We start from the raw sequence: 26,253 nt of genomic DNA, 5'->3' as shown, positions 1-26,253 counted from the left end.
GATTCGGGTTAAAATATGAAAATACTTAAATCTATAGTAATAATTAGCAGTAGCTTCTTTTCACTATTATGTCACGCAAAAAATATAGATTGGAATGATTACCAGCAAAGTGCTACCCAAATTAAAGAACCAGTTTTATTTCTGGATCAATTTGGTAGATTCTCTCAATTAAATAAAAATTTAAAATTAAGTTTAGTTGATTATGGGGATAAAAACAAAAAATATTCTGGTGGAGATTACATTCTTAAGAGTTATGGCGTCGAAGTTTTAAATAATCAAAAAACTTATATTTTATATCAAGGTACTGTGCCTTTAAAATCAACTGTAGATTTAAAAATACTTTATCAAGATAAAAAAATAGTTGCCTTTCGGGTAAGGGAATTTAGTGAATTAGATTATGTGAAAAGACCTTATAAAAAAATTATATCTAACTTTTTTATATATAATAAGTTATCAAATTTAGTTATTGAAGCTCCAGTAGTAAATTCTTCATCTGTTAATTTAGAAAGTGATTACGGGAGTATATTGGCTGGTGATAATTTTTCTTATATTAAAGAAGAGAAAAAATATTTATATAATGCCAATATTAGGGAAAGTAACAGGAAAATTAATGACTATAAATTGATTTTAGATTCAGATTTAAAGTGCTTAACATTTACTCTAGGGTGTGAAAATATTAATTGTAGAAATTTTCTTAAAAAATAATTTTTTAGATTGCTACATTATGGAGAATGTAGCAATCACCGACCTTATAAACTTTACCCCTCCAAAACCTCTTCCAGCAACTCCTCACTTGGTGCAAAGTAATACGCACCATCCATTGGAGTCACGAAGTGTAGCAAGCGGTCATGGATCCCATCGCCTGATGTACCAAACATGCGCACTAACATGGCATCAATGATTTTCAGGTCTTTGGTATAAGCAATGAAGAATAGACCTTGGTCACCACGACCATCTCCATAAGGCAGAGAGTGACGTAGAATTTCCATTTCCTCGCCTCCCTCATCTTCAACGACAGTACGAGCGATATGTGCATTGGCAGGTTTTACCTCATCATCGAGTTCAATCGATTCAAGTTTGGTACGACCCATCACTTGTTCTTGAGCATCGACTTTGAGTTTTTTCCATTTATCCAAGTTATGGGCATAACGCTGCGCAAAAATGAATGAACCGTCTTGGAAAATGCCAGCATCTTCACCCAGTAAAGCCACTTCAGCTCGATCATCCGGGAATTGCGGATTTTCAGTCCCATCAATGAAACCGGTAATATCACGGCCATCAAAGTAACGGAAGCAAACACGCTCATCTAGTACTTCAACCTGATCGCGAATACCTTCAAAGAAAGACTGACTCAAGGCGAAACAGATATCGGCACGCGCACTGGCAATATGGATCAGCACATCTGCCGGTACCACAGGCATATTAAATGAACCTTGAATTGGCTCTAATTGTTTAAAACCAGCAGGTGCCTGTTCATACAATTTTGACCAGAGTTCAGGACCAAAAGCGACAGCCGTTTTAATTTGCGCATTCGGATGTTGGGTAATCAGGCGATCGCGTGTCGTAAATAGCTCTTTTAATCGTTCCTTAAAATCTTCGATACTGAGATTTTTCAGACGTAAAACAATAAAGCGAGCATGATCTGAAGGTAATGGCAAAATTACAGATTGGGCTGTCATTCATGGCTCCTGTAATAAATTTTCTGTATCCAATCCTGCTATTGTGCCTGAAGCGCTATAGAGTGAATAGTATGCAGTCTGATGTTTAAGCAATTTTTTTGGCTGAAAATATTGGAAAAGTCATATAATTAGATCCTGAATTTGAATGAGTTAAATCTCTATGTCCTATCAAGTCTGGTTTGCTTATATGTTAGCCTGTTGGGTGATCAGTATTTCCCCAGGTGCGGGTGCTATTGCTTCAATGTCGAGCGGACTAAATTATGGCTTCCGACATGGATATTGGAATGCGCTCGGCCTGCAACTCGCCCTATTGGTTCAAATTGCTATTGTGGCTGCCGGGGCAGGGGTATTGTTCGCGACTACACCTTGGGCATTTCTTGCTGTGAAATGGTTTGGGGTTGCTTATTTACTGTATCTGGCCCTTTTGCAGTGGAAAGCACCAGCGCAGTCGATTGAAATTAAACATGAACTCGCACGAAAATCAGCTGGGAAACTCGTCATCCACGGTTTTCTGGTCAATATGAGTAATCCCAAGGCAATTGTATTTTTGCTGGCAGTATTGCCGCAATTTCTGGACTTATCTAAACCGCAATGGATTCAATATGTGATTATGGCCGCGACTATGGTAACGATTGATCTGATTGTGATGGCAGGTTATACCGGCCTGGCTGCCAAGGTTCTGCGTCTTCTGAAATCGCCAAAACAGCAGAAAGTCATGAATCGAACTTTTGCCAGCTTGTTCGCTGGAGCTGCGTTTTTATTGAGTTTGGTGCATCAGTAGGGAAACCTCTCCTTAAAGGAGAGGAAATTTAACGATCTCTTAAAGAATCATCTGTAAAAATTCATCTTCAGTCATGACCTCCATACCATGCTGTTTAAGTAATGCTGCTGTGACCCCATCACCTTGAATTTTATTTCCAGTAAATGAACCATCATAAATCAGCTTGCTGCTACAAGAAGGGCTATGGGCTTTGAGGATGGCATGTGTCGCTTGAAATCTTTGGGCAAGATCTAAAGCGGCATAGGCGCCTTTGATAAAGGCATCGGAAACATCTGTACCATTTATATCTATAACATGAGCTTGGTACAGCAGCACCTCTCGACCATCGCCAGATTGAATCTCTGCTGCGGGTCGAGGTATAGGCAAACCACCACTGACTTCAGGGCAAATCGTGACATATTGATCCGGCAATAAATAATCGACCAACTCTTTTACCAGACAGTCGCGACCATCATAACGAACCTTGTGTCCGAGCAAGCAGGCACTAATTAGATAAAATTTACCTGCCATGTCTTAAGCCAGTTTTTTAAACTTCTGTAGGATAAAAATAACGGCAAACAACCCTGACATGGTCAGCACAATGGTCAGACCTGTTGACGTATTCAGACCTGCACTTGACCAGAGCCCGACTGTCACACCAATTTGTGCAATCACAAAAGCCCAGATCACCATTTGACGAGGAGAATTTGCCAGTAGTCGAGCAGTGAGTGCTGGAATCACCAGCAATGCGCCCATCAAAAGAGAACCGACCGCACGCAATGCTAGAACAGTAAACAGTGCCAATAACAGCATAAAGATCAGACGTTGCAGTTTTGCATTTACGCCTTCACTGATCGCCATATCAGGATCAATTGCAATTTGGATTTGCGCCTGCCAGCTTTTATACAGGACAGCCAAAGCCAAGATAATCACGACGGCAAAAGTAGGAAGATCTGTCCATGAGATAGTGAGTAGATCACCAAATAAATAGCTAAGCAGTTCCGGTCTTAAACTCGGTAAATGCTGAATGAATAACAGGCCTGAACAGAGCAGGGTGGCGGAACAGAGTGCCAACAATGCATCATTCGGCAAGCGTGGATCATATAATACCCAGAGTACAGCGACCAGCAAGATAGCGATAAAGCTGACCCCCATCCAGAGTGGCAGGCTCATCGCACCGGCAATGGCAACACCGAGCAAAGTACCATGTGCCATCGTATCTGCAAAGAAAGACATACGACGCCACAGCATCAGACAGCCGAGTGGTGCGGTCAGGAACACCAAGAGTGTTCCCATAATCCATGCAGGTAATAGGAGAGATAACCAATCCATCATGGCTTAAGCTTCCGGCTCGGGGTGAATGTGGGGACGTGAATCGTGCTGGCATGGTGTGGCTGAATCACCATGGGCACAGTGATCATGATGATGTTGGTAGAACACCCGGTTGGTACCAAAAATGGCCTGATATTCTGGATGCTGCTGCACACTTTCTGGTAGACCGCTACAGCAGATATGTTTGTTGAGACATACCACGCGATGCGTGCCTTGCATTACCCATTGCAGGTCATGTGAGACCATTAAAATGGCACAACCATATTTTTCTGGCAGGCTGCGCACATATTCATACAGTTCAGCTTCGGATTGAATATCCAGTCCCTGCATCGGTTCATCCAGTACCAGAATATCCGGCTGACGTAATAAGGCACGTGCTAGCAGAACACGTTGACGTTCACCGCCAGAAAGCTGTTGAACTTTGGAATTTTCCAGCTTGGCAATGCCAGTATCCCGAATGATTTCAGCTTTAATAGCTGAAGGGCATTTTTCTAGTGCCAGCAGATCTTTAACCCGTAGCGGTAAACTATGTGAAGGATTGAATTTTTGTGGCACATAAGAGAATTTCAGCTTGCGCGCCGTTTTGATTTCACCGGATTTTGGTTTGACGATTCCAAGCATGACCTTTATTAAGGTCGACTTACCGGCACCGTTCGGACCAATCAGCGTAACAATCTCTTTCTCCTGCAAAGAGAAATCAATGGCCTTTAAAATGTCACGATCATCAATATTGACCCAGATCTTGGAAAGCTGGATCAAGGGTGATGCATTCAAGCTTTGTTGCGACACTGCTGACAGATTCCTGAAATTTCGATAATGCTGTGGTGTGCACTAAAATCGTCTGAAGCCGCCAAGGCATCCAGTTGTTCTAATAAACCTTGTGCAGATGCTTCTTTGACTGCTTTACATTCAGTACAAATCAAGAATGCCGCCTGATGGCCTTCACGCGGATGGCAGCAGGGAATATAGGCATTAATAGAGGTCAGGCGGTGAATAAAGCCTTTTTCTAATAAAAAGTCGAGTGTACGGTACACCGTTGGTGGGGCAGCGGGACGGTCGCTGGCATTTTTCATTTGTGCCAGCAGGTCATACGCACCCATCGGGCCGCTTGCATTCAGAATCAGTTCCAGTACCTCTTTGCGTAAAGGAGTGAGGCGTGCGCCACTTGCCGCACAAAGACTCTCTGCTTCGGCCAGACGTTGCGCGACATTTGGATGGTCGTGTACGCCGTGCAATGCATTGTGGTGTTCGTGCGAACATGAACCCATAGTTCACCTCAGGTGCGAAACTGAAAATTAAAAGATTTCAAATCTTAACATGAAGCGCCCAGAGTTTCGATTGGGCATAGGTATTTTTGTAATTTTGTTATATTATAACACTATTAAATTTGTCCTTATATAGCGATTTCTCTTCATGTTCCGTTTCCTTGCCCTGTGTAGCCTGGCTTTGTTCAGTACCATTAGCTGGTCGCAAAGTCTGGTGGTTTCAACGCAGCCGATTTATCTGATTGCCAAGACCATTACTCAAGGCGTGGAACAGCCGACTTTATTACTGGCCAATCAAAGCGGTCATGATGTCAGTCTGACCCCGGCACACCGTAAAACGATTCAGGATGCCGGCCTGGTGATCTGGTTAGGGCAGGCACATGAAGCGCCGTTGGCAAAAGTGTTGAACAATAACAATAAAAGTATCGCGATTTTAGATTCGGGTATTCTGACCACTTTACCAATGCGTAATCCACGTGGGCAAGCCTTAAAAGATACCGTCGATACCCATGTCTGGCTCGATCCCAACAATGCAGTACGTATCGGTTTCTTTATTGCAGCCTTACGTTCTCAGCAGCTGCCTGAGCATCGGGAGGCCTATTGGAAAAATGCGCGTGACTTTGCCCAAACCATGTTTTTGACTGCACAGCGTTATAGTTCTACAAGTAAAGCTCAACCTTATTGGTCCTATCATGATGCCTATCAATATCTGGAACGCCCATTGAACCTGAAGTTCATGGGGGCTTTGACGGATGATCCACATGTGTCACCAACCGTGGCGCAGATCAAGTATCTGCAAGAAAGTCGTGTGCAGAGCAAAATGTGTCTGCTGGCAGAAGCGCATGCTGGTGAAAATCAGTACCGTAAACTGAAACCGATTGTGTTCCAGAGTGTTGATGAAAGCATGAGTGGGGCAGGGGACTTTATCCAGGCCTGGCAGAAATTGGCCGAGCAAACCCGTAAATGTGTGTTAAATGCCCATCAATGATTTAAAAATAATCAAGTTTTGATTAGTTTGCCAGCATTTGATCTGTTGAAAAAAACACGACTAAGGTCGGGAAAAGATTGCATGTTCAGGGGTGTAACTCTATAATGCCTGCGATTAAAAATAATCATCAGCTAAACTTGTCAAGCATGCTTGCTGTGAGTGAATAAATAATGAGCCGAACTAGTCGCTTGATTGACCGACGATTAGCGAAAGCTTTAGTCCTCTTACAAGCATTAATGATTCCTGTTTCAGCCTTGATTGGCTGGGTCGTGAAAGACTCAACCGTAGCCTTGAGTGCCGCTTTGGGGGCGTTCGTCTGCTGGCTTGCGAGTTGTTATTTTTCATGGCAATCATTTCGAGCGGCAGGAGCCCGGGCATCTAAGCAGGTTCTTTCGAACATGTATAAAGGCTTGATGGGCAAGTTTGCAATTGTGATTGTTGGTTTCATTTTAATTTTAAGCAATGTCAAGCCGTTATCCCCGGTTGCGTTGTTTTGTGGTTTTATGCTCGTTCAAGCCATGTCGTGGGTCGCTCCTTTTTGGGTGTCACGTCTACAAAAACGAGTTTAAACACAACAAAAAATTGAAAAGTTTTTTTAGGAGCAGGCGAGATATCAAGCAGCACGCGATATTCGTTTGTTCTATAGTTTTTTGACATTGACCAGGTGTGATTTATGGCTGCTGAAGAACATGCCCTTACTTCGACCGAGTATATCAAGCATCACTTGACCAATATGACCTATGGCAAAATGCCAGACGGTACATGGAAATTGGCCGAGAACGGTGCTGAAGCTCAACAGATGGGGTTCACTGCTATTCACTTGGATTCAATGGGTTGGTCAATCGGCCTTGGTATCATTTTCTGCTTGTTATTCTGGCTCGTAGCGAAAGCTGCAAACTCTGGTGTTCCTACCAAGTTCCAGTCTGCAATCGAAATGATTATCGAGTTTGTTGACTCAAGTGTACGCGATACCTTCCATGGTAAATCGCGTTTGATCGCTCCACTAGCGCTAACCATCTTCGTGTGGATTTTCCTCATGAACTTGATGGACCTTATCCCGGTTGACTGGATTCCTTATGTCGCTCAACACGTGATTGGTGGCCTGTTTGGTATTGATCCACACCACGTATACTTCAAGATCGTTCCATCTACTGACCCTAACATTACCCTTGGTATGTCATTGTCTGTATTTGCACTTATCTTGTTCTACAGCATCCGTGAAAAAGGTGTTGGCGGCTTCGTTGGTGAACTAGCACTTAACCCATTTAACCCAAGTAACCCAGTTGCAAAAGCGATCCTTATTCCAGTGAACTTGATTCTGGAATTGGTAACCTTCCTTGCACGTCCAGTTTCATTGGCTCTACGACTATTCGGTAACATGTATGCGGGTGAGTTAATCTTCATTCTTATCGCGTTATTACCGTTCTGGATCCAGTGGGCGTTATCTGTGCCTTGGGCGATCTTCCACATTCTTGTTATTACGCTACAAGCATTCATTTTCATGATGCTGACTATCGTATACTTGAGCATGGCAAGCGAAAAGCATTAATGGTATTGCCTAACTGTCACGGGATGGTTGGGCACAATTTTTTAACTTAATTTGGTATAAACCTAACCTCTGAGGAATTATCATGGAACTCACTTTAGGTCTAGTTGCAATTGCATCTGCTATCTTGATCGCTTTCGGTGCTTTAGGTACTGCGATTGGTTTTGGTCTTCTAGGCGGCCGTTTCCTTGAAGCTGTAGCTCGTCAACCAGAATTGGCTCCACAACTTCAAACTCGTATGTTCTTAATCGCGGGTCTTCTTGATGCTGTGCCTATGATCGGTGTTGGTATTGGCTTGTTCTTCATCTTCGCTAATCCATTTGTAGGTTAATCAGCTTAATTCCGAAATTCACTATTTGAGGAATTTGCAATGAATATCAACCTCACATTGTTTGGCCAAGCGATTGCGTTTGCGATTTTCGTCGCATTCTGCATGAAGTTTGTATGGCCACCACTAATCAATGCGATTAGTGAACGTCAGCGTAAAATCGCTGATGGCTTAAACGCTGCTGAAAAAGCGAAGGCTGACCTTGCAGATGCGCAAGCACAAGTGAAAGCTGAACTGGATGCGGCAAAAGCACAAGCGGCTCAATTGATCGAACAAGCGAACCGTCGTGCAGCGCAATTGGTCGAAGAAGCTCGTACTCAAGCGTCAGCTGAAGGTGAGCGTATTCGTCAACAAGCTAAAGAAGCTGTTGATACTGAAATCAATGCTGCTCGCGAAGAATTACGTCAACAAGTGGCTGCTCTTGCAGTTGCTGGTGCTGAGAAAATTCTTAGCCAGCAAGTTGACGCAGAAGCTCACAATGCCATGCTGACTCAGCTGGCTGCTAAACTTTAAGAGAGAGGCAGATTATGGCTGAACTCTTGACGTTGGCACGCCCATACGCTAAAGCAGCATTTGCTTACGCTTCTGAGCAAGGTGCAACTGACAATTGGTCAACAGCACTTAACTTGCTCAGTGCTGCGGTGCAAGACGAAGCATTTTCAGCTTACTTAAATCGCCCTGAGCTTACGCCTGCTGAGCAGGTGAGTATTTTTGCCAAAGTTTTAGGTGAAGACCAAACTGCAGCAGTGTCAAACTTTTTGACATTGCTTGCTGAAAACAACCGTTTGGCTTTGCTTCCTGAAATTCAAGCAGAATACGAACAGCTCAAATCACAGAATAACAATACTGTGGATGTTGTGATTGAATCAGCATTCCCATTGACTTCTGTACAAGAACAAATTCTTGCTCAAGCGTTAGAAAAACGTTTCGCTGCGGCAGTAAATGTTTCTGTAGAAGTGAACCCAGCGTTAATTGCGGGTGTGGTTATTCGTGCAGGCGACCAAGTGATAGATGATTCTGCGCTTAATAAGCTTGAAAAAATGCGTACTCGTCTTCTAGCTTAATTGCATATAAGAAGACTGAACTTTAAAAAGATTGAGGTATAGCGCAATGCAACAACTGAATCCATCCGAGATCAGTGCGCTCATTAAACAGCGTATCGGCGATCTGGACACCAGCGCGACCGCTAAAAACGAAGGTACCATTGTTATGGTATCCGACGGTATTGTGCGCATTCACGGCCTTGCTGATGCAATGTACGGTGAAATGATCGAATTCGACGGCGGCTTATACGGTATGGCACTGAACCTAGAACAGGATTCAGTGGGCGTCGTTGTTTTAGGTAACTACTTAAGCCTTCAAGAAGGTCAAAAAGCTCGTTGTACAGGTCGTGTATTAGAAGTTCCGGTTGGTCCTGAACTTCTTGGTCGTGTCGTAGACGCTTTGGGTAACCCGATTGATGGTAAAGGCCCTATTGATGCAAAACTTTCTGATGCTGTTGAAAAAGTAGCACCAGGCGTAATTTGGCGTCAATCAGTGGATCAACCTGTACAAACTGGTTATAAATCAGTAGATACAATGATCCCAGTAGGCCGTGGTCAACGTGAGTTGATCATTGGTGACCGTCAGACTGGTAAAACAGCTATGGCGATCGACGCGATCATCGCTCAGAAAAACTCTGGCATTAAATGTATCTACGTTGCAGTTGGTCAAAAACAATCAACTATTGCAAACGTAGTACGTAAGCTGGAAGAAACTGGCGCTATGGCGTATACAACTGTTGTAGCAGCAGCTGCAGCCGATCCAGCAGCAATGCTGTTCTTGGCTCCATACTCTGGCTGTACAATGGGTGAATACTTCCGTGACCGCGGTGAAGACGCTCTGATCATCTATGATGACTTGTCTAAACAAGCTGTTGCTTACCGTCAAATTTCATTGCTTCTTCGTCGTCCACCAGGTCGTGAAGCTTATCCAGGTGACGTGTTCTATCTACATTCACGTCTACTTGAACGTGCTTCTCGTGTATCTGCTGACTACGTTGAGAAATTCACTAACGGTGAAGTTAAAGGCCAAACTGGTTCATTAACTGCATTGCCGATTATTGAAACTCAAGCAGGTGACGTATCTGCATTCGTACCAACCAACGTAATTTCGATTACTGACGGTCAGATCTTCCTTGAAACATCATTGTTCAACGCGGGTATCCGTCCTGCTGTGAACGCGGGTATCTCTGTATCTCGTGTTGGTGGTTCTGCGCAGACTAAAGTCATCAAGAAATTGTCTGGTGGTATCCGTACTGCACTTGCACAGTACCGTGAATTGGCAGCGTTTGCTCAGTTCGCTTCTGACCTTGACGAAGCAACTCGTAAACAGCTTGAACACGGTCAACGCGTAACTGAGCTTATGAAGCAAAAACAATATGCTCCATACTCAATCGCTGACCAAGCTGTATCAGTTTATGCATCTAACGAAGGCTACATGGCTGACGTAGAAGTGAAGAAAATCGTAGACTTTGACGCTGCGTTAATTGCTTACTTCCGTTCAGAACACGCTGCGTTAATGCAAAAAATTGACGAGACTGGTGCTTGGGATAAAGATATCGAAGCTGAATTCAAAGCTGGTATTGAAAAATTCAAAGCGACTCAAACTTACTAATTTAGCAACTTGCTAGATTGGTGTTGGTTTGGTTCACGGAATCAACCTTCGAGGGCTCGTAAGGGCCTTCGAATACTAGGTTAAGCGTATGGCAAATTTAAAAGAAATTCGCGCCAAAGTAGCTAGTATCAAAAGCACGCAGAAAATTACTCGCGCGATGCAGATGGTAGCAGCTTCTAAGATGCGTCGTGCGCAAGAGCGCATGGCACAAGGCCGTCCGTATGCCGAAAATATGCACCGTGTAATTGCTCATTTGGTACAAGCGAATCCTGAATATAAACACCGTTATATGGTTGAACGTCCTGTTAAGCGCGTTGGCTATATCATTGTGTCTTCAGATCGTGGCCTTGCTGGTGGTTTGAACATTAACCTGTTCAAGAAAGTGGTAAAACACGTTCAACAGCAACAAGAGCAGTCAATTGAAGTTCAATTTGCTTTGATTGGTCAAAAAGCGGTTTCGTTTTTTAAAAACTACGGCGGTAAAGTGCTTGGTGCGACCACTCAAGTGGGCGACACTCCAAGTCTTGAACAGTTATCTGGTTCTGTACAGGTGATGTTAGACGCTTATGATAAAGGCGAATTAGATCGTATTTATCTGGTTTCTAACGGCTTTGTCAACGCCATGACTCAAAACCAAAAGATCGAACAGCTTGTTCCTTTGGCAGCTGCTGAAGAAGACAAGACGCTTAACCGTCAATACGGTTGGGATTACATCTACGAGCCTGAAGCTGAAGAGCTTTTAAATGGCTTGTTGGTTCGTTACATCGAGTCTGTGGTGTATCAAGGTGTGATCGAAAACATCGCGTGTGAGCAGTCTGCTCGTATGGTTGCAATGAAAGCTGCAACTGATAACGCGGGTGAATTGATCAAGAACCTACAACTTATTTATAACAAGCTGCGTCAAGCCGCGATTACTCAGGAGATTTCTGAGATCGTTGGTGGTGCCGCTGCCGTTTAACATATATTAGTTTGAATTGAGGAGACAGCAATGAGTAGCGGTCGTATCATTCAGATCATCGGCGCGGTTATCGACGTCGAGTTTGAACGTAACAGCGTTCCTAAGATCTATGACGCTCTCCAAGTTGACGGTACTGAAACTACATTAGAAGTTCAGCAACAACTTGGTGATGGCGTAGTTCGTACTATTGCAATGGGTTCTACTGAAGGCCTTAAGCGTGGTTTGAACGTAACTAACACTAACGCTCCGATCTCTGTACCAGTAGGTACAGCGACTCTTGGCCGTATCATGGACGTTCTTGGTCGCCCGATCGACGAAGCTGGTCCTGTTGCGACTGAAGAGCGTTTACCAATTCACCGTCAAGCGCCTTCTTATGCAGAACAAGCGGCTTCTACTGACCTTCTAGAAACTGGTATTAAAGTCATCGACTTACTATGCCCGTTCGCGAAAGGTGGTAAAGTTGGTCTGTTCGGTGGTGCCGGTGTTGGTAAAACTGTAAACATGATGGAGTTGATCAACAACATCGCGAAAGCGCACTCAGGTTTATCTGTGTTTGCTGGTGTTGGTGAACGTACTCGTGAAGGTAATGACTTCTATCACGAAATGAAAGACTCTAACGTTCTTGACAAAGTAGCAATGGTCTACGGTCAGATGAACGAGCCACCAGGTAACCGTTTACGCGTAGCGTTGACTGGTTTGACTATGGCTGAGTACTTCCGTGATCAAAAAGACGAAAACGGTAAAGGCCGTGACGTACTATTGTTCGTCGACAACATCTATCGTTATACACTAGCGGGTACTGAAGTATCAGCACTTCTAGGCCGTATGCCATCTGCAGTAGGTTACCAACCGACTCTTGCAGAAGAGATGGGTGTTCTTCAAGAACGTATTACATCTACTAAGTCTGGTTCTATTACGTCAATCCAAGCGGTATACGTACCTGCCGATGACTTAACAGATCCATCGCCTGCAACTACGTTCGCTCACTTGGACGCAACTGTTGTATTGAGCCGTGACATCGCTTCTCAAGGTATTTACCCTGCGATTGATCCACTTGACTCTACTTCACGTCAGCTAGATCCACTTGTAGTTGGTACTGAGCATTACGAAATCGCTCGTTCAGTTCAAAACGTTCTTCAACGTTATAAAGAATTGAAAGACATTATCGCAATTCTTGGTATGGACGAATTGTCAGAAGAAGACAAACTTACTGTATACCGTGCACGTAAGATCCAACGTTTCTTCTCTCAACCGTTCCACGTAGCTGAAGTGTTTACTGGTGCTCCTGGTAAACTTGTACCGCTTAAAGAAACGATTCGTGGCTTTAAAGGTCTTCTAGCTGGTGAATACGATCACATCCCAGAACAAGCGTTCTACATGGTTGGTGGTATTGACGAAGTGATTGCTAAAGCTGAGAAACTTTAATTAGTTCCCTAATTTAGGAGATTCTCATGGCGACTATGCAATGTGACGTTGTAAGTGTTCAAGAGTCTTTGTACTCAGGCACTGTAACTATGCTAATTGCTAAAGGTGCTGGCGGTGAGTTAGGTATTATGCCTGGTCACGCTCCGCTGGTAACTTTGCTCCAACCTGGCGCGATCCGCGTTATTTTGGAAAACGGTACAGAAGAATTAATCTATGTATCTGGTGGTGTTCTAGAAGTTCAACCGCATGTTGTTACGGTTCTTGCTGATACAGCAGTCCGTGCAGAAAACTTGGATGAAGCTGCAATTATTGAAGCGCGTAAACACGCTGAACAATTGCTAGCAAATCAAAAGAGCGATTTGGACTCTGCTGCTGCTTTGGCTGCTCTTGCAGAAACTGCTGCTCAGCTGGAAACGATCCGCAAAATCAAAAACCGTGCAATGTAATTGCTGGTTTAAGATTGAAAAAACCACCCGAAAGGGTGGTTTTTTTATATAAAAACTATTTTGAAAAAAGTTACCAGATTTTAGCCTTATGAATAATTATTTTAAGAAAACTATATAGCTCTAATTTGTACCACTCGATATAACTTTTACCTGCGCTGCGTAATCTTTTGAACCAATCTGTAAGCAAAGTCATAGTCAGAAAAAAACAATGCTAAGTTGATATGGCGTCTTTAAGTTTTTCAGATTTATTCAATAAAAAGTTTCACGGTTCTACTACCTCTGTCACGACGCAAATCACGTTGTTATCCATTTATAAAAATTGAATTGGCCAAGCAGGGATCTAATTATGAGTTATCAATCCATTAACCCCTTTAACAACCAGAAATTAAAAGATTATCCGTCACACACTGATCAAGATATCCAAAATGCCTTGGATACCGCAGAAAAAATCCTGAAGTCGGATTGGACTCAACAAGTAGATACCCGGATTGAGGTACTTCGCAAACTGGCAAGCAACATGCGGGAACGCAAGTCAGAACTGGCTAAAATCATGACGCTGGATATGGGTAAGCTGATCAAGCAGAGTGAAGGTGAGATTGAAAGTTGTGCACGTATTGCAGAATATTATGCAGATCATGCCAAAGAGTTTTTAGCGCCAGTTTCTTATGAAACGGAACTGGGAGAAGCTTGGGTAGAACACCATCCTTTAGGCATTATCATGGCGGTAGAACCTTGGAACTTCCCATTCTATCAATTGATGCGTGTTTTTGCCCCAAACTGTGCGATTGGCAACCCTGTGGTAGCCAAGCACGCCAGCATCGTTCCGCAATGTGCTGAAGCCTTTGAACAGTTGATTTTGGATGCAGGCGCACCGAAAGGTGTGTGGACTAATCTGTTTATCAGTAGCGATCAGGTCGCAGATATTATCGCGGATCCGCGTGTACAAGGCGTTGCTCTCACAGGTTCAGAAGGCGCAGGGCGTGCAGTAGCAGGGCAAGCTGGGAAACATGTCACCAAATCGACACTAGAATTAGGCGGTAATGATGTATTTATTGTGCTGGATGATGCTGATCTGGAAAAAGCGATCAAAATCGGCTGTCAGGCACGCGTCAATAACACGGGGCAAGTTTGTACAGCAGCTAAACGTTTTATCCTGCATGAGAAAATTGCGGAACAATTTAAATCGGGCATGATCAAGGTCTTTGAAGGCTTAAAAATTGGTGATCCGTTGGATTCTGAAACTACACTTGGCCCACTGTCCTCAGCAGATGCGTTGGAAAAACTGACCAAGCAGGTTGATAAGGCAGTAGAGAATGGCGCGAAAGTCGTGACTGGTGGTAAGCCTTATGAGCATGAAGGTAATTTCTATCAGCCAACTATTCTGGAAAATATCAGCCGTGATAATCCGGCCTGGTATGAAGAATTCTTTGGTCCTGTGGCACAGATCTATGTCGCAAAAGATGAAGATGAAATTGTATCGATTGCCAATGATTCTAATTATGGTCTCGGAGGCGTGATTCATTCACAAAATATTGAGCGGGCGAAAAAGCTGGCTTCACGTGTAGAAACTGGCATGATCTGGATCAACTGGTATACCGATACTGCGCCAGAGCTGCCATTTGGCGGGATCAAAAATTCAGGTTATGGTCATGAACTTTCAATTGATGGTTTCAAAGAATTTGTGCAGAAACGTCTGGTTGTCGTAAAAAGCCCAAAAAATAAGCCCAACACCAAACTAGAAAGCCACTGCTGAAGTGGCTTTCTTTTAATTAGTATTGATTAAATTCCTTTCGAATATGACTAATTATCACCTTATTATAAAGATACGGGCTTAAGAAGATGTAGTCTAAAATTTGAAGCTATCTTATTTGGATAAAAATATTATATCTGCTGATAGTGAATTTAATTAAATCATTATTATTCTTATATTTATGTGTAAATAAAAATATTTGTTTGGAGATAGTCGAGCATAATTTAAAAATAACAGCCAAAAAAATTTTAAGAATTTTTAAAGAATAGCGGAGAAATACAATTCTATAGTTGTTGCAGTTTTTCTATTGTCTATAATTAAGGAGATTATTCAAAAATAATCTGAAATTATAATAATAGAAGAGAGAATTAATATGCCAACAACAATGAAAGCAGCGGTCGTAACTGCATTTAACCAACCCTTAGAAATCCAAGAACTCAACATCCCTCAAGTTCGTCCAGGCAAAGTCCTGGTCAAGATCATTGCCACAGGTGTTTGTCATACCGATCTGCATGCCATGCATGGCGACTGGCCGGTGCAACCGAGCTTACCTTTTATTCCCGGGCATGAGGGAGTAGGAGAAGTGATTGAAATAGGTGAAGGCATTGACCATTTAAAAATAGGAGATATTGTCGGTATTCCATGGCTGTATTCGGCGTGTGGTCATTGTGAACATTGTTATGCGGGCTGGGAAACCCTGTGTAGAAAACAGCAAAATTCGGGGTATTCGGTCAACGGCAGCTTTGCTGAATATTGTCTGGCCGATGGAGATTATGTAGGAGTAATTCCGGAGGGAGTAGACTTACTTGAAATTGCACCTATTCTCTGTGCAGGCGTCACTGTCTATAAAGGTCTGAAAATGGCTGATGCCAAAACAGGAGACTGGATGGCAATTTCGGGCATTGGCGGTCTGGGTCATATTGCTGTTCAATATGCCAAAACCATGGGATTTAATGTTATTGCCATAGATGTGGATGACTCAAAACTGGAACTGGCCAAAAATCTGGGTGCTGATGTGGGCATAAATGCACTGAAATCCGATGTAAAAGAAGAAGTGATGAAAGCCACTGGAGAAGGTTGTCATGGGGTATTGGTAACAGCAGTCTCTCCCAAAGCTTTTGAACAGGCAGTCTCGATCGTGCGTCGGGGGGGAACTATGGTGCTAAATGGTTTACCACCAGGCAAGTTTGACTTGTCGATTTTTGATATGGTACTTGACGGCATTACGGTGCGCGGCTCGATAGTGGGTACACGACTGGATCTCAAGGAAGCATTGGATATTGCTGCCCGGGGTAAGGTTAAGGCACATATTAATGTTGAGCCGCTGCAAAATATCAATGATATTTTTCAGCGTATGGAACAAGGGAAAATTGATGGCCGGATCGTGATCGATATGCGACTTTAATTCCTCATTGAGGGAAAATAAAAGCCAATCTGGTTCTTGCCGGATTGGTTTTTTGATGAAAGGGATTGAATGAGTTTTAACCTTGTTTCTGCTCGGGATTCTGGATCAGCAAGCCGGCCAGTTTGATCATTTCGGCTTGAACATTGACCATCTGCGATTCAATCTTTTTCAAGTCCACTTGGCTAAAATCCACCTGACCATTCAAGAGGGGAGAAGCCAGCACTTGCTGGTTTGCAGACATCATATTATTACGAATCTGGTCAATTTCCTGACTTTTTAAGTTCAGGTTACCCAGCACCTGATTAAAACTGCTGAGTTGCTGTTGAAGCTGGGTCGCAGTGGATTGCAGCTGCTGGGTATCTTTGGCTTCGACCGCCGTTTGCAGTTCGGTCTGGGTCTGTTTTAACTGTTCCACATAACTGCCGGCCTTGAGCTGCAAGTCGGCGACATCCCGAACCATATAAAACATATTGCCAGATTTAAGTTCAGTTGGTGTTGCCGAGCCTTGTTGCTGAGAGGTTGGTTCCAGATCTGACGTTGTTGTATCTGCCTGTTCAGTGGGTGTTTCGACAGCCTGTTCGCAGCCCATCAGTAAAATTCCCGAGCTAAATAATGCGAAAGGAAGGACAGCATTGGCAAGAATTTTGGACATGGAATCAGGGTCTCGATACAGGTGATAGAATTTGGATAGTATTTAATATAAGGACAAACTATGGAGATAAAAAAGATTGTTGCAAACTCATAACAATTCTTCTGGATTTTAAATAATTAGCCAGACAGAAGTGAGAAAAATCTAATAAAAATGAATAAGTAAATATTTTATTTTAAGCGGGGCGGCTCGTTTGGCCGGCGATTAACTTGAAGACTTTATTGTGTGGAATTTCATTCGACTATTATTTTCCTGCGTCCTAAGCAATTGCTGATTGTGCACGGATTGGTTGAGTCTTTACAAATGTAGGTGAATATCAACTTAGTGAAATAAGAGTTTTAAATAGAAATAAGTACCCATTATGAAAACAGATACTTATTTTAATCTTAATGCTTATTGGGAGAGCAGAGCGTTATTTTGCCAGTTCTGCATTCACCGCATCTACAATGCGTGGATCATCTGCAGTAATGTCTGGTGCAAAACGTGCCACCACTTCGCCATTTTTATTGATCAGGAATTTTTCAAAGTTCCAGAGCACTTCCGGTGGCTGGTTAGGGGTCAGGCCATAATCGACCAGATCTTTCCACCAAGGACCTTCGCCAATACGTTCCGGTACAGCCTGTGTAAGAGTGGTATATAAAGGATGCTTGTCTTCGCCCGCCACAGAAATTTTTGCGAATAACGGAAAGTCGACTTTATAATTCACCGAACAGAATTCCTGAATCTCGGCTTCACTGCCTGGTTCCTGCTCCAGAAAGTTGTTGGCAGGAAAGCCCAGAATTTCCAGACCTTCAGCTTTTTTATCATCATACAGTTTTTGTAAGCCTTCATATTGCGGCGTCAGGCCACATTTAGAAGCGACGTTGACCACCAGCAAAACCTTACCCTGGTACTGGTTTAAAGTGGTTTCTGTTCCGTCAATGGTTTTGACTGGAATGTCATATACAGAGCGAGTCATTAGATTTCCTGTTTATTGCGACTGAATCGGTATTTGTTTTAACGGGTATTCAGATTTAGTACAAGTACAAACAGGTGAGCTGATTTACTCAAGGCAGTAAAATTGCTGCAATATTATGTGAAAAATCTATTATGCTAGGGTGCGAATAGGAATAGCTTAATACAAGACCAGCGACTCATGGATGACAGTATGATACAACAACAAAAAGCAGCCTGGTGGGCCATGGCCTTACCACTGGCCGCAGTTTTGATTTGGTCTCTGAATATGACGGTTACCCGTTATGTGGCAGATTATATTTCTCCCTTAAGTATCAGTTTTTATCGCTGGGTTCTGGCTCTGCTGATTTTAACGCCGTTAATGTGGCCTAAGGTTCGCAAAGCCTGGCCAGAAATTCGACCACATCTGGGGCATCTGGCTGTCTTAAGTGCATTGGGCATGGTGTTGTATCAAGGGCTGGCTTATACCTCAGCACATTATACCAGTGCCACCAATATGGGCCTGATTAATGCCTTTATTCCGATTTTTACTATTATTGTTGGGATCTTTGTTTTACATGTTCGCCCCACCTTAATGGCAGTGATTGGCAGTATTTTGTCTTTTATTGGTCTGATGTATGTGATGGGGCAGGGGCAATGGGCACATTTACTCGATGCAGGAGATCGTTATATTGGTGATCTGCTGATGCTGATTGCGGTATTTTTCTATGCTTGTTATGGCGTTTTGCTCAAAAAATGGCAGATCCAGATTCCGCTATTGGTTAGTCTGTATATGCAGATTTTTTTGGCCGTTCTCTATCACATTCCTTTAGTGTTGTACTCAGGTCTGGATGCTATTAATAGTAATAACGCAGCAAGTATTATTTATGCCGGAATTTTTCCTTCTATTGCTGCCCCATTCTTATGGATGATGGCTGTACAACAACTTGGTCCAAACCGCAGCAGTATCTTTATGAATCTGATGCCGGTCTTTACAGCATTAATCGCTTATTTATGGTTGTCTGAAGCCTGGACAATCTACCATAGCATTGGTGGTGCCATTATTCTGGCAGGTATTTTATTGGCGCAATACCCTGCTAAACCCAAGGTTTAAGCGATCAAATAAAGAGTTAAAGTTTTATTTGTTTAATATTTGAATAAATGATTACATTATTTTTACAGTATTATTCCTTAAATTTAGTGATTATGGATATAAAAATAAATTATTAAAAATTAACTTCATTTTAAAACTGAAACAAAAATAGCAAGATATTTTGAATTTTGATTAAATTTTAAATATTTTTAATAGAAAAAATGTATTAATAAATTGTTTTATTATATTTGCTGTTGTGACGAATTTCTCGCATAATGCCCGCATCGAGAATGATGAATCAGAAAAAACCTAGATTTATCAAACTCCCAGAGATTTACAGACCCTCTGGATGTGATAATACACATCCTTTTTTATGCTCAACCATCCCTATATGGTTGAGCTTTTTTTTTGTCTTAAAACTTTAGTCGGCTTGAAAAGAAAAATGACTGAGCAAAGGCTCAGTCACGAATAATTTCACCTGTTACAGCATCAATAATCCGGCTTGGTTTCTGGCTCAGTCCCAGATCGCCATTCAGATAATTCAGGTCCTGACCAAAATAACGCATGGCATCTTGCAGGGAACGTGCAGGTTCTAAGCCGGCAGGATTGGCACTGGTTGAAACAATAAAACCGCCAAAAGCCTGACACAAGGCTACACAAAGAGGATGAGTGGTCACGCGCACTGCCACTTTAGGGTGTTTGCCTTTAATCCAGCCTGGAATATCGTCATTGGCAGGGAGTAACCAGGTGGTTGCCCGGTCTGTAGGTCGATCATTACTCCAAGACTCAATTACTTTTTCACGCATTTCTTCACTTAGATCCTGAAGTAAATGTTCCACTTGTGAAATATGAGCTGCGAGTAAAATCACGCCTTTTTCAATCGGGCGCTGTTTTAAGGTTAAAATCTGGTGAAATGCCTGTTCATTGTAGGGGTCGCAACCTAAGCCCCAAACAGCCTCTGTAGGGTATGCCAAGACCTGTCCAGCTTTGAGACATTCAGCTGCTTCGGCAACAGAGGTGGTGATCATGTGTATACCTTATCAAAACAAGAAGTGTCTATTGTGAACCTTATTTATGTGGACGACAACGTAGATACATGCCGGCTTGCTGAGTACAAAAGCCAAGTAGCTCCAGTTCCATCAATTGACTGGTCAGAGAAGACACACCCAGTTGCAGATGATGACTGAGATGATCCAGATCCTGTCCGACCCAGTCTAACTGGTTATAAAGTCTGAGCAGATGAGGCGGTATGTGTGCAGGAAGTTCATCCGCCATGTCATGTTGTACTTCATTTTGTAAGGCTTGCCATTGGGTCGCCAAAGCCAGTTCTTCAATCACCTGTTGCGGGTGATCAATCAGAATCGCGCCTTCACGAATCAGCTGATGGCAACCCTTATGATATTCGCTATAAATATGTCCTGGAATGGCAAACACGGTTTTGCCTTGTTCGGCAGCCAGTTTGGCCGTAATCAGAGAGCCGCTTTTTAAGGTCGCTTCAGCCACAATGACTCCGAGACTTAAACCGCTGACAATCCGGTTACGCCGTGGAAAGTGATGCTGCAAGGGTGGAGTCTCTGGCAGAAACTCGGTAATGACCGCACCACCATGCGCAATAATCTCCTGGCGCAATTGTGCATGTTGAGAAGGGTAGGTCTGATCCAGTCCAGTCCCCATCACTGCAATGGTGCCCTGATATTTTAATCCTGCCCGATGTGCTGCTTCATCTATGCCTTGTGCTAATCCACTATTAATATAGAAACCCTGTTCACTCAAATAAAAGGAAAAATCATAAGCTACTTGCCGGCCGTGAGGACTCGGCTTGCGACTTCCTACAACCGCAATTTGAGCCTGAAGCAATGTATCCGGCTGACCTTGACCAAAAATAATTGGTGGTTTGTCTACATAGTGGCTGAGTTGCTGCGGATAGTGCAGATCATGATAGAGCAGGATGAAATCACTATCTCGTTGAACTTTTTCCAGACAGCGCTGAAATTTCTGTTGTGATTCTGGAAGCGAGAAGTCTTTCAAGCGTTGGATATGATTGGCATGAATGCCAAGCGCCTGCCAGGTGGGCACCTGATCAGGCTGTAGGGCTGTGGTCAGACTTGAATAATGCTGACTGATTTTATAGAAGCTCGAAAGAGAATGCTGAACCAGATACCATAACGTCAGTGTTTCCAGTTGCACGCGTGATAACGAGTTCAGCATATCGAGACCTATATGTGTGTCTTCTTATTCTTTCAGTTGTAAAGTTAGATCAATCTATTATTCATCTAACAATGGCGCTTGAATATTGGCACCCACCTTGATAGGTAACTCACTTTCCAGCACATAAGCATAGCTCAGTTGGTCAAAAGTTTTAAAGACCATCAGATTGCCAATGCGCTCACCTGGAAGCTGTACGCGCTCTTTGGTTTTCGGATCAGTCACGACTTCACCTTTCTGGTTTACGCTGAAGACATGACCAGTCTGAACCCCATGTGCCGTACCACGGTCAATCGTCACGACACTATGACGCGCAGCGGTACCAATTGAACCCAGTACACGCACAATCTGACCGCCAGCTACAGTATTCTCTGCATTCACTGGATAGAACAGGGTAGGCAACATCGGATCGTATTCTGGCAGGACACGGTCACCGCGACGCACTTCGGCATTGTAGCTATCTGTCAATTCCAGCGTGGTGACATCACCTTCGCCACGTACTGCAATTCCGGAAGCAACCTGTTGCAACTCTAGAGCAGCCGTGTATTTCTTGCCATTGGCATCGGTAAATACATAAGGGTCTGCTTCACGATATACCGCATAACGCTGGCCAACCACCAAACCATTGCCGCGGGCATAAACTTTCTGACCTTTACCTGCCAGTACGCGCTGGTCTGCAGTGCCGAGAATGTAAGGCGTACCCTGAACTGAATCCGCTGCCACAATGGTATAGCGTTCCAGCCATTGCTGGATGTGCGCTAATGGAATCACTGGAATCGTATTATTTAAAGATTCAACACGAACCTGTGGTTGTAATGAAGTACTACCGATATAACGACTGATGATACCTTCACAGCCATCACCTTCGTCTTTACCGATAATTGGACGACCTTGATAGTCACACATCAACAGGCGATCACCTGGAAAAATCCAATGTGGATTTTTCACGTGCTTGTTACTGGCCCAGATTTCTGGCCAACGCACCGGATTTTTTAAGAAACGTTTTGAAATATCCCACAATGTATCGCCTTTTTTGACCACGTAGACATTGGGCGCACTGGCTTTTAAAGCAGGTGGATTGACGTTACGGGCAGGAGCTGCCTCGGCTGAATACATTGTCCCCATACTCACTCCGACACAAACTGCCAGTGCGAGCATTTGATTTTTTAACCCCAAGGCACTAAAAAATGGCATGCCCTTCAAAACCTTTTTCATTATCATAATTCCTAAAATTATGTGCGTAGTTGCGTTATAATAACGATCTTACACACATTTTTTTGATGAAGCATTCCCTTCATTTGGTTTTTTGATCAATGGCATAATTGAGGACGCAGTATGGCCTTATTACCTATTTTAAGTTTCCCGGATCCCCGTCTTCGTACCATTGCACAACCAGTCGAAGAAGTTACTGATGAAATTCGTCAGCTCGCTGCAGATATGTTTGAAACCATGTATGAAGCGCCAGGCATCGGACTCGCCGCGACCCAAGTCGATCGTCATATTCAGCTGATTGTGATGGACCTGTCTGAAAACAAAGATCAACCCATGGTGTTCATTAACCCCAAAATCACACCATTGACTGAAGAAACACAGCCTTATGAAGAGGGCTGTCTATCAGTTCCTCAAATATACGATAAAGTTGAGCGTCCGTCACGCGTAAAAATCGAGGCAATTGGTCTGGATGGTCAACCCTTTGAACAAGAGGCTGATGGACTTCTCGCTGTGTGCATCCAACATGAAATGGATCACTTAAATGGTAAACTTTTTGTGGATTATCTGTCGCCATTGAAACGTCAGCGTGCCCGTGAAAAAGTAGAAAAACTGGTTCGCCAGCGCAATAAAGAAAAAGTTGCAGTTAAACGCTAGGACTCTTTTCCCAAGCAATTTTTATGCTTCAACAAGCCCAATTTCGATTGGGCTTTGTTATACTTAGCCCAGACAAATTCAAGGGTTTGCCTATGGTCCTGCGGGGAGGTCTGCTACTTTCCTTTGTGGCGGTATTTCTACAGATTGCTGTGTTCTTACAGCCTTTGCTGCCGAAGCAATATCAGGTTGCCCCGGTCTGTGAAACCATCACGCGCGCCCTTTTAGTTTCCTCTCATGTTCATTCTGAACATTCTGCCCATCATCACCTTGATCAGCATCCTATTTCCTCAGACTCCATGGCGCATGAACACGATGCCAGTCATCAGTGTCAGTACTGTACTGTCTATGGCAACCTGGTTTTGCCGCCTAAGCTTGAAGTGAAAGAAGTCCTGGATCGAATTCAGGTCAGACTCTTGGCTTTTGAACAAGCCTTTAAGCATGTCTGGTTTATCCTTCAGCGACTCTTTTTAATCCCGCAGGGACGGGCACCGCCACTGTTTGCATAAATCCACGTTGTTTTGCCTGGGTCTTGAATGACTCGGATTGTGTTTAATTTATGTATTCAGTGAGATTGAAAATGGCTCAGTCTAAATTCTTGTTACAGCCCCTTGCGGCTGCGATTTGTGTTGCCTGTTATTCATCAGTGGTTATGGCCAATGAAAGCATGCCTGTACAAACCATGGCGCCGATTGTGGTGACTTCAACTGCCGGTAATGATGCCAATGGTCTGATTGTTCGTGCTGATCCCAAACAGCCGATTCAGCCAGTGCCAGCAACCGATGGTGCAGATTATCTGCAAAGTATTGTAGGTTTTAGTTCAGTCAATAGTGGCGCAGGAACCAATGGGGATGTCACTTTCCGCGGTATGTTCGGTTCACGAATTAAAATTTTAACGGATGGCACGGAAAACCTGGGGGCCTGTCCAAGCCGGATGGATTCGCCCACCTCCTATATTTCCCCGGAAAGCTATGACCAGATTTCGGTCATTAAAGGTCCGCAGACGGTGCAATATGCCAATACCGGTTCAGCCGCAACCGTCATTTTTGAGCGTTCACCTGAACAGTTTGATGCAGACAATCACTATCGCGGTCAGGCCAGTGTCCTGCTGGGCTCCTTCGGACGTCTTGACCATAATGTTGAAGTTGCAGCAGGTGATGCACAGAAATATATTCGCCTGAATACCAGCCGCTCTGTTTCAGACAGTTATAAAGATGGTAATGGCACGACTGTTCCTTCCGATTGGGAGCGCTGGAATGCCGACATTGCATTAGGCTGGACACCGGATAGCGATACCTGGGTAGAGTTGACCGGGGGCAAGGCGGATGGTGAAGCTGTGTATGCCGGCCGTGCAATGGATGGCTCCAAGTTTGCCCGTGAAAGTCTGGGTTTGCGTGTTGAAAAGAGAAATGTCAGCGATGTGATCAAGAAAATTGAAGCACAGGTAAACTACAATTTTAATGACCATGTCATGGATAACTATAGTCTGCGCGAGTTCAAGCCTGGCGGTATGATGAGTATGCCTATGGCCACCAATGTAGCGCGTAAGACATTGAATGCGCGTATGGCCGTGACCAGTGAATGGGATAAATTACAGCTGATTACAGGTATCGACAGCCAGAATAATCAGCATAGCAAACGTAACGGAAATCTGATGACAGCGTATCAGAATAAGCCACGTATTAAAGATATGGAGTTCCAGTCGATCGGTGGTTTCGGTGAGCTCAGTTATGAGGTCAGTGATAATCATAAGTTGGTGAGTGGCCTGCGTCTGGATCAGGTCAAAGTAGAAGCAGTGGAGTCAAACCAGGAGCGTAAAAAAACTTTACCAAGCGCTTTTTTGCGTTTTGAGAATCAGCATCCAGACCATGATGATGGCAAGACTTATATGGGTATTGGCTATGTCGAACGTATGCCGGATTACTGGGAGCTGTTCAGTCCAAAATCAGGCAATGGTCATCCAAATACCTTTAAGAACATTGATACTGAAAAAACTTTACAGCTGGATATTGGCTACCAGCATGAACATGGTAATTTCAGTTCATGGGCATCGGCATATGCAGGTGTGATCAATGATTACATCCTCACGACTTACTTGCCAACAGGTAATATGGGAATGTTAGAAGCACATAGCCGAAATGTAGATGCAACAGTGGCAGGTGCAGAAGTCGGAATCGGATATCAGTTTACTGATGCGATTCAGGCTGATCTGAGTGCGATGTATGCTTGGGGTAAAAATACCAGTGACAATACGCCGTTGCCACAGATTTCACCTTTGGAAGCTCGGGTAAATTTACGTTATATCCAGGATAACTATACTTTGGGTGCCTACTGGCGCCTGGTCGATGGTCAGAACCGAATTAGTGAGCGTGAAGGCAATATTGTCGGCTATGATCTTAAGCAAAGTGCTGGTTTTGGTACTCTCTCTTTAAATGGTACATATCATGTAAATGACAACATGGATCTTTCTGTGGGTGTCGATAACGTACTGGACCGTACCTATGCCGAGCATTTGAACAAGATGGGCAGTTCCGGTTTTGGATTTGCTGCCAATGAGCAATTTAATAATATCGGACGGAATTACTGGGCAAGAATCAGTATGAAATTCTAATTTGAACTGAAAACAAACAAAAAGCAGGAGTTTTTTCCTGCTTTTTGTTTATGGTAGTAATTTAAATTCATGTTTATCAGTAAGTTAATATTGTTTTGTTTTGCATTAAATAATAACTCAAACTTTTATTAAAATAATTTTTATAAATAAAACAGTAACTTATGAATTTTATGGATTATAAAATAAACATGCGTTTGTAAAGTTTAAAAAATGGGGTTGCAAGCCCCCTGAAATACTGTAGAATGCACATCCATCGGCGGTGATGAAGATTAAAACTTCTGATAAAACAGTAACTTAGCATGAAATGGTTGAGTTAGGTTTTAGAAAGAAAGTTTAAAAATAATTTTCATTACTGGTTGACT

The 26,253-nt window shown here is 43.3% G+C and carries 28 protein-coding genes; 18 read left to right on the top strand and 10 right to left on the bottom strand.

The genetic code is table 11. The annotated features are described in order from the left end of the window. Window positions 1–15 precede the first annotated feature (15 nt). On the top strand, window positions 16–705 hold the full coding sequence (locus FTU46_RS14830) for a hypothetical protein (RefSeq protein ID WP_180105242.1): 690 nt from the start codon (window positions 16–18) through the stop codon (window positions 703–705). Window positions 706–758: 53 nt separating this feature from the next. Here FTU46_RS14830 and FTU46_RS14825 read toward each other — a convergent pair whose 3' ends face one another. Beyond that, window positions 759–1,679 (bottom strand): Dyp-type peroxidase, encoded by a 921-nt coding sequence (locus FTU46_RS14825; RefSeq protein ID WP_180105241.1) that lies wholly within the window; start codon window positions 1,677–1,679, stop codon window positions 759–761. Window positions 1,680–1,839: 160 nt separating this feature from the next. Between FTU46_RS14825 and FTU46_RS14820 the strand changes: the two genes are divergently transcribed. Continuing rightward, window positions 1,840–2,460, top strand: a complete 621-nt coding sequence (locus FTU46_RS14820) for a LysE family transporter (RefSeq protein WP_179992718.1) — start codon at window positions 1,840–1,842, stop codon at window positions 2,458–2,460. Between the two features lie 39 nt (window positions 2,461–2,499). Here FTU46_RS14820 and FTU46_RS14815 read toward each other — a convergent pair whose 3' ends face one another. Genes FTU46_RS14815 through FTU46_RS14800 form a run of 4 tightly spaced genes read right to left on the bottom strand, consistent with a single transcriptional unit; the run spans window position 2,500 to window position 5,039 of the window. Beyond that, the gene (locus tag FTU46_RS14815; protein ID WP_159124350.1) at window positions 2,500–2,970 is read right to left on the bottom strand and encodes a DUF523 domain-containing protein; all 471 of its coding nucleotides are present in this window, start codon (window positions 2,968–2,970) and stop codon (window positions 2,500–2,502) included. A gap of 3 nt (window positions 2,971–2,973) precedes the next feature. Continuing rightward, the gene (znuB, locus tag FTU46_RS14810) at window positions 2,974–3,774 is read right to left on the bottom strand and encodes a zinc ABC transporter permease subunit ZnuB (RefSeq protein ID WP_180105240.1); all 801 of its coding nucleotides are present in this window, start codon (window positions 3,772–3,774) and stop codon (window positions 2,974–2,976) included. Window positions 3,775–3,777: 3 nt separating this feature from the next. Beyond that, complete coding sequence (gene znuC, locus FTU46_RS14805; protein ID WP_005233382.1) at window positions 3,778–4,560, bottom strand: zinc ABC transporter ATP-binding protein ZnuC; 783 nt, start codon at window positions 4,558–4,560, stop codon at window positions 3,778–3,780. Continuing rightward, entirely contained in the window at window positions 4,542–5,039 is a 498-nt protein-coding gene (locus FTU46_RS14800) for a transcriptional repressor (RefSeq protein WP_005233384.1), read from the bottom strand. The genes znuC and FTU46_RS14800 overlap by 19 nt, the downstream gene beginning before the upstream one ends. Window positions 5,040–5,184: 145 nt before the next feature. Here FTU46_RS14800 and FTU46_RS14795 point away from each other — a divergent pair, with 145 nt between their 5' ends. The 12 genes from FTU46_RS14795 (at window position 5,185) to adhP (ending at window position 16,537) form a co-directional block, all read left to right on the top strand. Further along, window positions 5,185–6,024: a metal ABC transporter solute-binding protein, Zn/Mn family gene (locus FTU46_RS14795; protein WP_180105239.1), complete on the top strand. Its 840-nt coding sequence runs from the start codon at window positions 5,185–5,187 to the stop codon at window positions 6,022–6,024. Between the two features lie 170 nt (window positions 6,025–6,194). Next, window positions 6,195–6,593 (top strand): ATP synthase subunit I, encoded by a 399-nt coding sequence (locus FTU46_RS14790; RefSeq protein ID WP_166139355.1) that lies wholly within the window; start codon window positions 6,195–6,197, stop codon window positions 6,591–6,593. Between the two features lie 104 nt (window positions 6,594–6,697). Continuing rightward, the gene (gene atpB / locus FTU46_RS14785) at window positions 6,698–7,573 is read left to right on the top strand and encodes a F0F1 ATP synthase subunit A (protein ID WP_004780701.1); all 876 of its coding nucleotides are present in this window, start codon (window positions 6,698–6,700) and stop codon (window positions 7,571–7,573) included. An 82-nt stretch (window positions 7,574–7,655) separates the two neighbouring features. After that, window positions 7,656–7,901, top strand: a complete 246-nt coding sequence (gene atpE / locus FTU46_RS14780; RefSeq protein ID WP_000424060.1) for a F0F1 ATP synthase subunit C — start codon at window positions 7,656–7,658, stop codon at window positions 7,899–7,901. Window positions 7,902–7,940: 39 nt separating this feature from the next. After that, window positions 7,941–8,411 (top strand): F0F1 ATP synthase subunit B, encoded by a 471-nt coding sequence (locus tag FTU46_RS14775; RefSeq protein WP_004780703.1) that lies wholly within the window; start codon window positions 7,941–7,943, stop codon window positions 8,409–8,411. A 14-nt stretch (window positions 8,412–8,425) separates the two neighbouring features. After that, window positions 8,426–8,962 carry a F0F1 ATP synthase subunit delta gene (locus FTU46_RS14770; protein ID WP_004970141.1) on the top strand — a complete coding sequence of 179 codons (537 nt, stop codon included), beginning with the start codon at window positions 8,426–8,428 and terminating at the stop codon, window positions 8,960–8,962. Between the two features lie 46 nt (window positions 8,963–9,008). Beyond that, window positions 9,009–10,553 (top strand): F0F1 ATP synthase subunit alpha, encoded by a 1,545-nt coding sequence (gene atpA, locus FTU46_RS14765; RefSeq protein WP_004780707.1) that lies wholly within the window; start codon window positions 9,009–9,011, stop codon window positions 10,551–10,553. 88 nt (window positions 10,554–10,641) lie between these two features. Further along, window positions 10,642–11,511: a F0F1 ATP synthase subunit gamma gene (gene atpG, locus FTU46_RS14760; protein ID WP_004780708.1), complete on the top strand. Its 870-nt coding sequence runs from the start codon at window positions 10,642–10,644 to the stop codon at window positions 11,509–11,511. A 30-nt stretch (window positions 11,512–11,541) separates the two neighbouring features. Next, window positions 11,542–12,936: a F0F1 ATP synthase subunit beta gene (gene atpD / locus FTU46_RS14755; RefSeq protein ID WP_004780710.1), complete on the top strand. Its 1,395-nt coding sequence runs from the start codon at window positions 11,542–11,544 to the stop codon at window positions 12,934–12,936. Window positions 12,937–12,962: 26 nt separating this feature from the next. After that, window positions 12,963–13,382: a F0F1 ATP synthase subunit epsilon gene (locus tag FTU46_RS14750; protein WP_004780711.1), complete on the top strand. Its 420-nt coding sequence runs from the start codon at window positions 12,963–12,965 to the stop codon at window positions 13,380–13,382. A gap of 346 nt (window positions 13,383–13,728) precedes the next feature. Further along, entirely contained in the window at window positions 13,729–15,135 is a 1,407-nt protein-coding gene (locus FTU46_RS14745; protein ID WP_180105238.1) for an NAD-dependent succinate-semialdehyde dehydrogenase, read from the top strand. Window positions 15,136–15,505: 370 nt separating this feature from the next. Further along, a complete protein-coding gene (gene adhP / locus FTU46_RS14740; protein ID WP_179992711.1) occupies window positions 15,506–16,537 on the top strand; it encodes an alcohol dehydrogenase AdhP in 1,032 nt (343 codons plus the stop codon). A gap of 76 nt (window positions 16,538–16,613) precedes the next feature. Here the strand turns inward: adhP and FTU46_RS14735 are convergent, their stop codons facing one another. After that, a complete protein-coding gene (locus tag FTU46_RS14735) occupies window positions 16,614–17,189 on the bottom strand; it encodes a hypothetical protein (protein WP_179992710.1) in 576 nt (191 codons plus the stop codon). Between the two features lie 409 nt (window positions 17,190–17,598). Then, the gene (locus FTU46_RS14730; protein WP_064096960.1) at window positions 17,599–18,144 is read right to left on the bottom strand and encodes a glutathione peroxidase; all 546 of its coding nucleotides are present in this window, start codon (window positions 18,142–18,144) and stop codon (window positions 17,599–17,601) included. A 189-nt stretch (window positions 18,145–18,333) separates the two neighbouring features. Between FTU46_RS14730 and FTU46_RS14725 the strand changes: the two genes are divergently transcribed. Next, the gene (locus tag FTU46_RS14725) at window positions 18,334–19,233 is read left to right on the top strand and encodes a DMT family transporter (RefSeq protein WP_180105237.1); all 900 of its coding nucleotides are present in this window, start codon (window positions 18,334–18,336) and stop codon (window positions 19,231–19,233) included. 437 nt (window positions 19,234–19,670) lie between these two features. Here FTU46_RS14725 and FTU46_RS14720 read toward each other — a convergent pair whose 3' ends face one another. From FTU46_RS14720 to FTU46_RS14710, 3 genes are read right to left on the bottom strand one after another with little or no spacing between them, the layout of a single operon-like run. Then, a complete protein-coding gene (locus FTU46_RS14720) occupies window positions 19,671–20,240 on the bottom strand; it encodes an L-threonylcarbamoyladenylate synthase (RefSeq protein ID WP_034171542.1) in 570 nt (189 codons plus the stop codon). Window positions 20,241–20,280: 40 nt separating this feature from the next. Then, on the bottom strand, window positions 20,281–21,420 hold the full coding sequence (dprA, locus tag FTU46_RS14715; protein ID WP_180052713.1) for a DNA-processing protein DprA: 1,140 nt from the start codon (window positions 21,418–21,420) through the stop codon (window positions 20,281–20,283). A 57-nt stretch (window positions 21,421–21,477) separates the two neighbouring features. Then, window positions 21,478–22,632 carry a LysM peptidoglycan-binding domain-containing protein gene (locus FTU46_RS14710; protein ID WP_180034228.1) on the bottom strand — a complete coding sequence of 385 codons (1,155 nt, stop codon included), beginning with the start codon at window positions 22,630–22,632 and terminating at the stop codon, window positions 21,478–21,480. Window positions 22,633–22,752: 120 nt separating this feature from the next. On the opposite strand from FTU46_RS14710, the gene def reads away from it, so the two are divergent. From def to FTU46_RS14695, 3 genes are all read left to right on the top strand, one after another. Continuing rightward, window positions 22,753–23,283: a peptide deformylase gene (gene def, locus FTU46_RS14705; protein ID WP_004780730.1), complete on the top strand. Its 531-nt coding sequence runs from the start codon at window positions 22,753–22,755 to the stop codon at window positions 23,281–23,283. A 92-nt stretch (window positions 23,284–23,375) separates the two neighbouring features. Beyond that, on the top strand, window positions 23,376–23,789 hold the full coding sequence (locus FTU46_RS14700) for a DUF2946 family protein (RefSeq protein WP_180018519.1): 414 nt from the start codon (window positions 23,376–23,378) through the stop codon (window positions 23,787–23,789). Window positions 23,790–23,860: 71 nt separating this feature from the next. Next, the gene (locus tag FTU46_RS14695) at window positions 23,861–25,891 is read left to right on the top strand and encodes a TonB-dependent copper receptor (RefSeq protein ID WP_180018521.1); all 2,031 of its coding nucleotides are present in this window, start codon (window positions 23,861–23,863) and stop codon (window positions 25,889–25,891) included. The last annotated feature ends 362 nt before the right edge of the window (window positions 25,892–26,253 follow it).

This window comes from Acinetobacter sp. YH12108 (assembly GCF_013419055.1).
Lineage (GTDB): Bacteria > Pseudomonadota > Gammaproteobacteria > Pseudomonadales > Moraxellaceae > Acinetobacter.
Note: the sequence above shows the minus strand (reverse complement) of the source record. Positions and strands in the feature narration are given on the sequence as shown.

Coding starts and splice junctions, on each gene's coding strand:
- atpE (WP_000424060.1), top strand. CDS start 7,656: ATGGAACTCACTTTAGGTCTAGTTGCAATTGCATCTGCTATCTTGATC.
- FTU46_RS14825 (WP_180105241.1), bottom strand. CDS start 1,679: ATGACAGCCCAATCTGTAATTTTGCCATTACCTTCAGATCATGCTCGC.
- atpG (WP_004780708.1), top strand. CDS start 10,642: ATGGCAAATTTAAAAGAAATTCGCGCCAAAGTAGCTAGTATCAAAAGC.
- FTU46_RS14790 (WP_166139355.1), top strand. CDS start 6,195: ATGAGCCGAACTAGTCGCTTGATTGACCGACGATTAGCGAAAGCTTTA.
- FTU46_RS14750 (WP_004780711.1), top strand. CDS start 12,963: ATGGCGACTATGCAATGTGACGTTGTAAGTGTTCAAGAGTCTTTGTAC.
- FTU46_RS14725 (WP_180105237.1), top strand. CDS start 18,334: ATGATACAACAACAAAAAGCAGCCTGGTGGGCCATGGCCTTACCACTG.
- atpA (WP_004780707.1), top strand. CDS start 9,009: ATGCAACAACTGAATCCATCCGAGATCAGTGCGCTCATTAAACAGCGT.
- FTU46_RS14830 (WP_180105242.1), top strand. CDS start 16: ATGAAAATACTTAAATCTATAGTAATAATTAGCAGTAGCTTCTTTTCA.
- FTU46_RS14815 (WP_159124350.1), bottom strand. CDS start 2,970: ATGGCAGGTAAATTTTATCTAATTAGTGCCTGCTTGCTCGGACACAAG.
- atpB (WP_004780701.1), top strand. CDS start 6,698: ATGGCTGCTGAAGAACATGCCCTTACTTCGACCGAGTATATCAAGCAT.
- def (WP_004780730.1), top strand. CDS start 22,753: ATGGCCTTATTACCTATTTTAAGTTTCCCGGATCCCCGTCTTCGTACC.
- atpD (WP_004780710.1), top strand. CDS start 11,542: ATGAGTAGCGGTCGTATCATTCAGATCATCGGCGCGGTTATCGACGTC.
- adhP (WP_179992711.1), top strand. CDS start 15,506: ATGCCAACAACAATGAAAGCAGCGGTCGTAACTGCATTTAACCAACCC.
- FTU46_RS14700 (WP_180018519.1), top strand. CDS start 23,376: ATGGTCCTGCGGGGAGGTCTGCTACTTTCCTTTGTGGCGGTATTTCTA.
- FTU46_RS14695 (WP_180018521.1), top strand. CDS start 23,861: ATGGCTCAGTCTAAATTCTTGTTACAGCCCCTTGCGGCTGCGATTTGT.
- FTU46_RS14770 (WP_004970141.1), top strand. CDS start 8,426: ATGGCTGAACTCTTGACGTTGGCACGCCCATACGCTAAAGCAGCATTT.
- FTU46_RS14800 (WP_005233384.1), bottom strand. CDS start 5,039: ATGGGTTCATGTTCGCACGAACACCACAATGCATTGCACGGCGTACAC.
- dprA (WP_180052713.1), bottom strand. CDS start 21,420: ATGCTGAACTCGTTATCACGCGTGCAACTGGAAACACTGACGTTATGG.
- znuB (WP_180105240.1), bottom strand. CDS start 3,774: ATGATGGATTGGTTATCTCTCCTATTACCTGCATGGATTATGGGAACA.
- FTU46_RS14730 (WP_064096960.1), bottom strand. CDS start 18,144: ATGACTCGCTCTGTATATGACATTCCAGTCAAAACCATTGACGGAACA.
- FTU46_RS14710 (WP_180034228.1), bottom strand. CDS start 22,632: ATGAAAAAGGTTTTGAAGGGCATGCCATTTTTTAGTGCCTTGGGGTTA.
- FTU46_RS14795 (WP_180105239.1), top strand. CDS start 5,185: ATGTTCCGTTTCCTTGCCCTGTGTAGCCTGGCTTTGTTCAGTACCATT.
- FTU46_RS14775 (WP_004780703.1), top strand. CDS start 7,941: ATGAATATCAACCTCACATTGTTTGGCCAAGCGATTGCGTTTGCGATT.
- FTU46_RS14735 (WP_179992710.1), bottom strand. CDS start 17,189: ATGTCCAAAATTCTTGCCAATGCTGTCCTTCCTTTCGCATTATTTAGC.
- FTU46_RS14820 (WP_179992718.1), top strand. CDS start 1,840: ATGTCCTATCAAGTCTGGTTTGCTTATATGTTAGCCTGTTGGGTGATC.
- FTU46_RS14720 (WP_034171542.1), bottom strand. CDS start 20,240: ATGATCACCACCTCTGTTGCCGAAGCAGCTGAATGTCTCAAAGCTGGA.
- FTU46_RS14745 (WP_180105238.1), top strand. CDS start 13,729: ATGAGTTATCAATCCATTAACCCCTTTAACAACCAGAAATTAAAAGAT.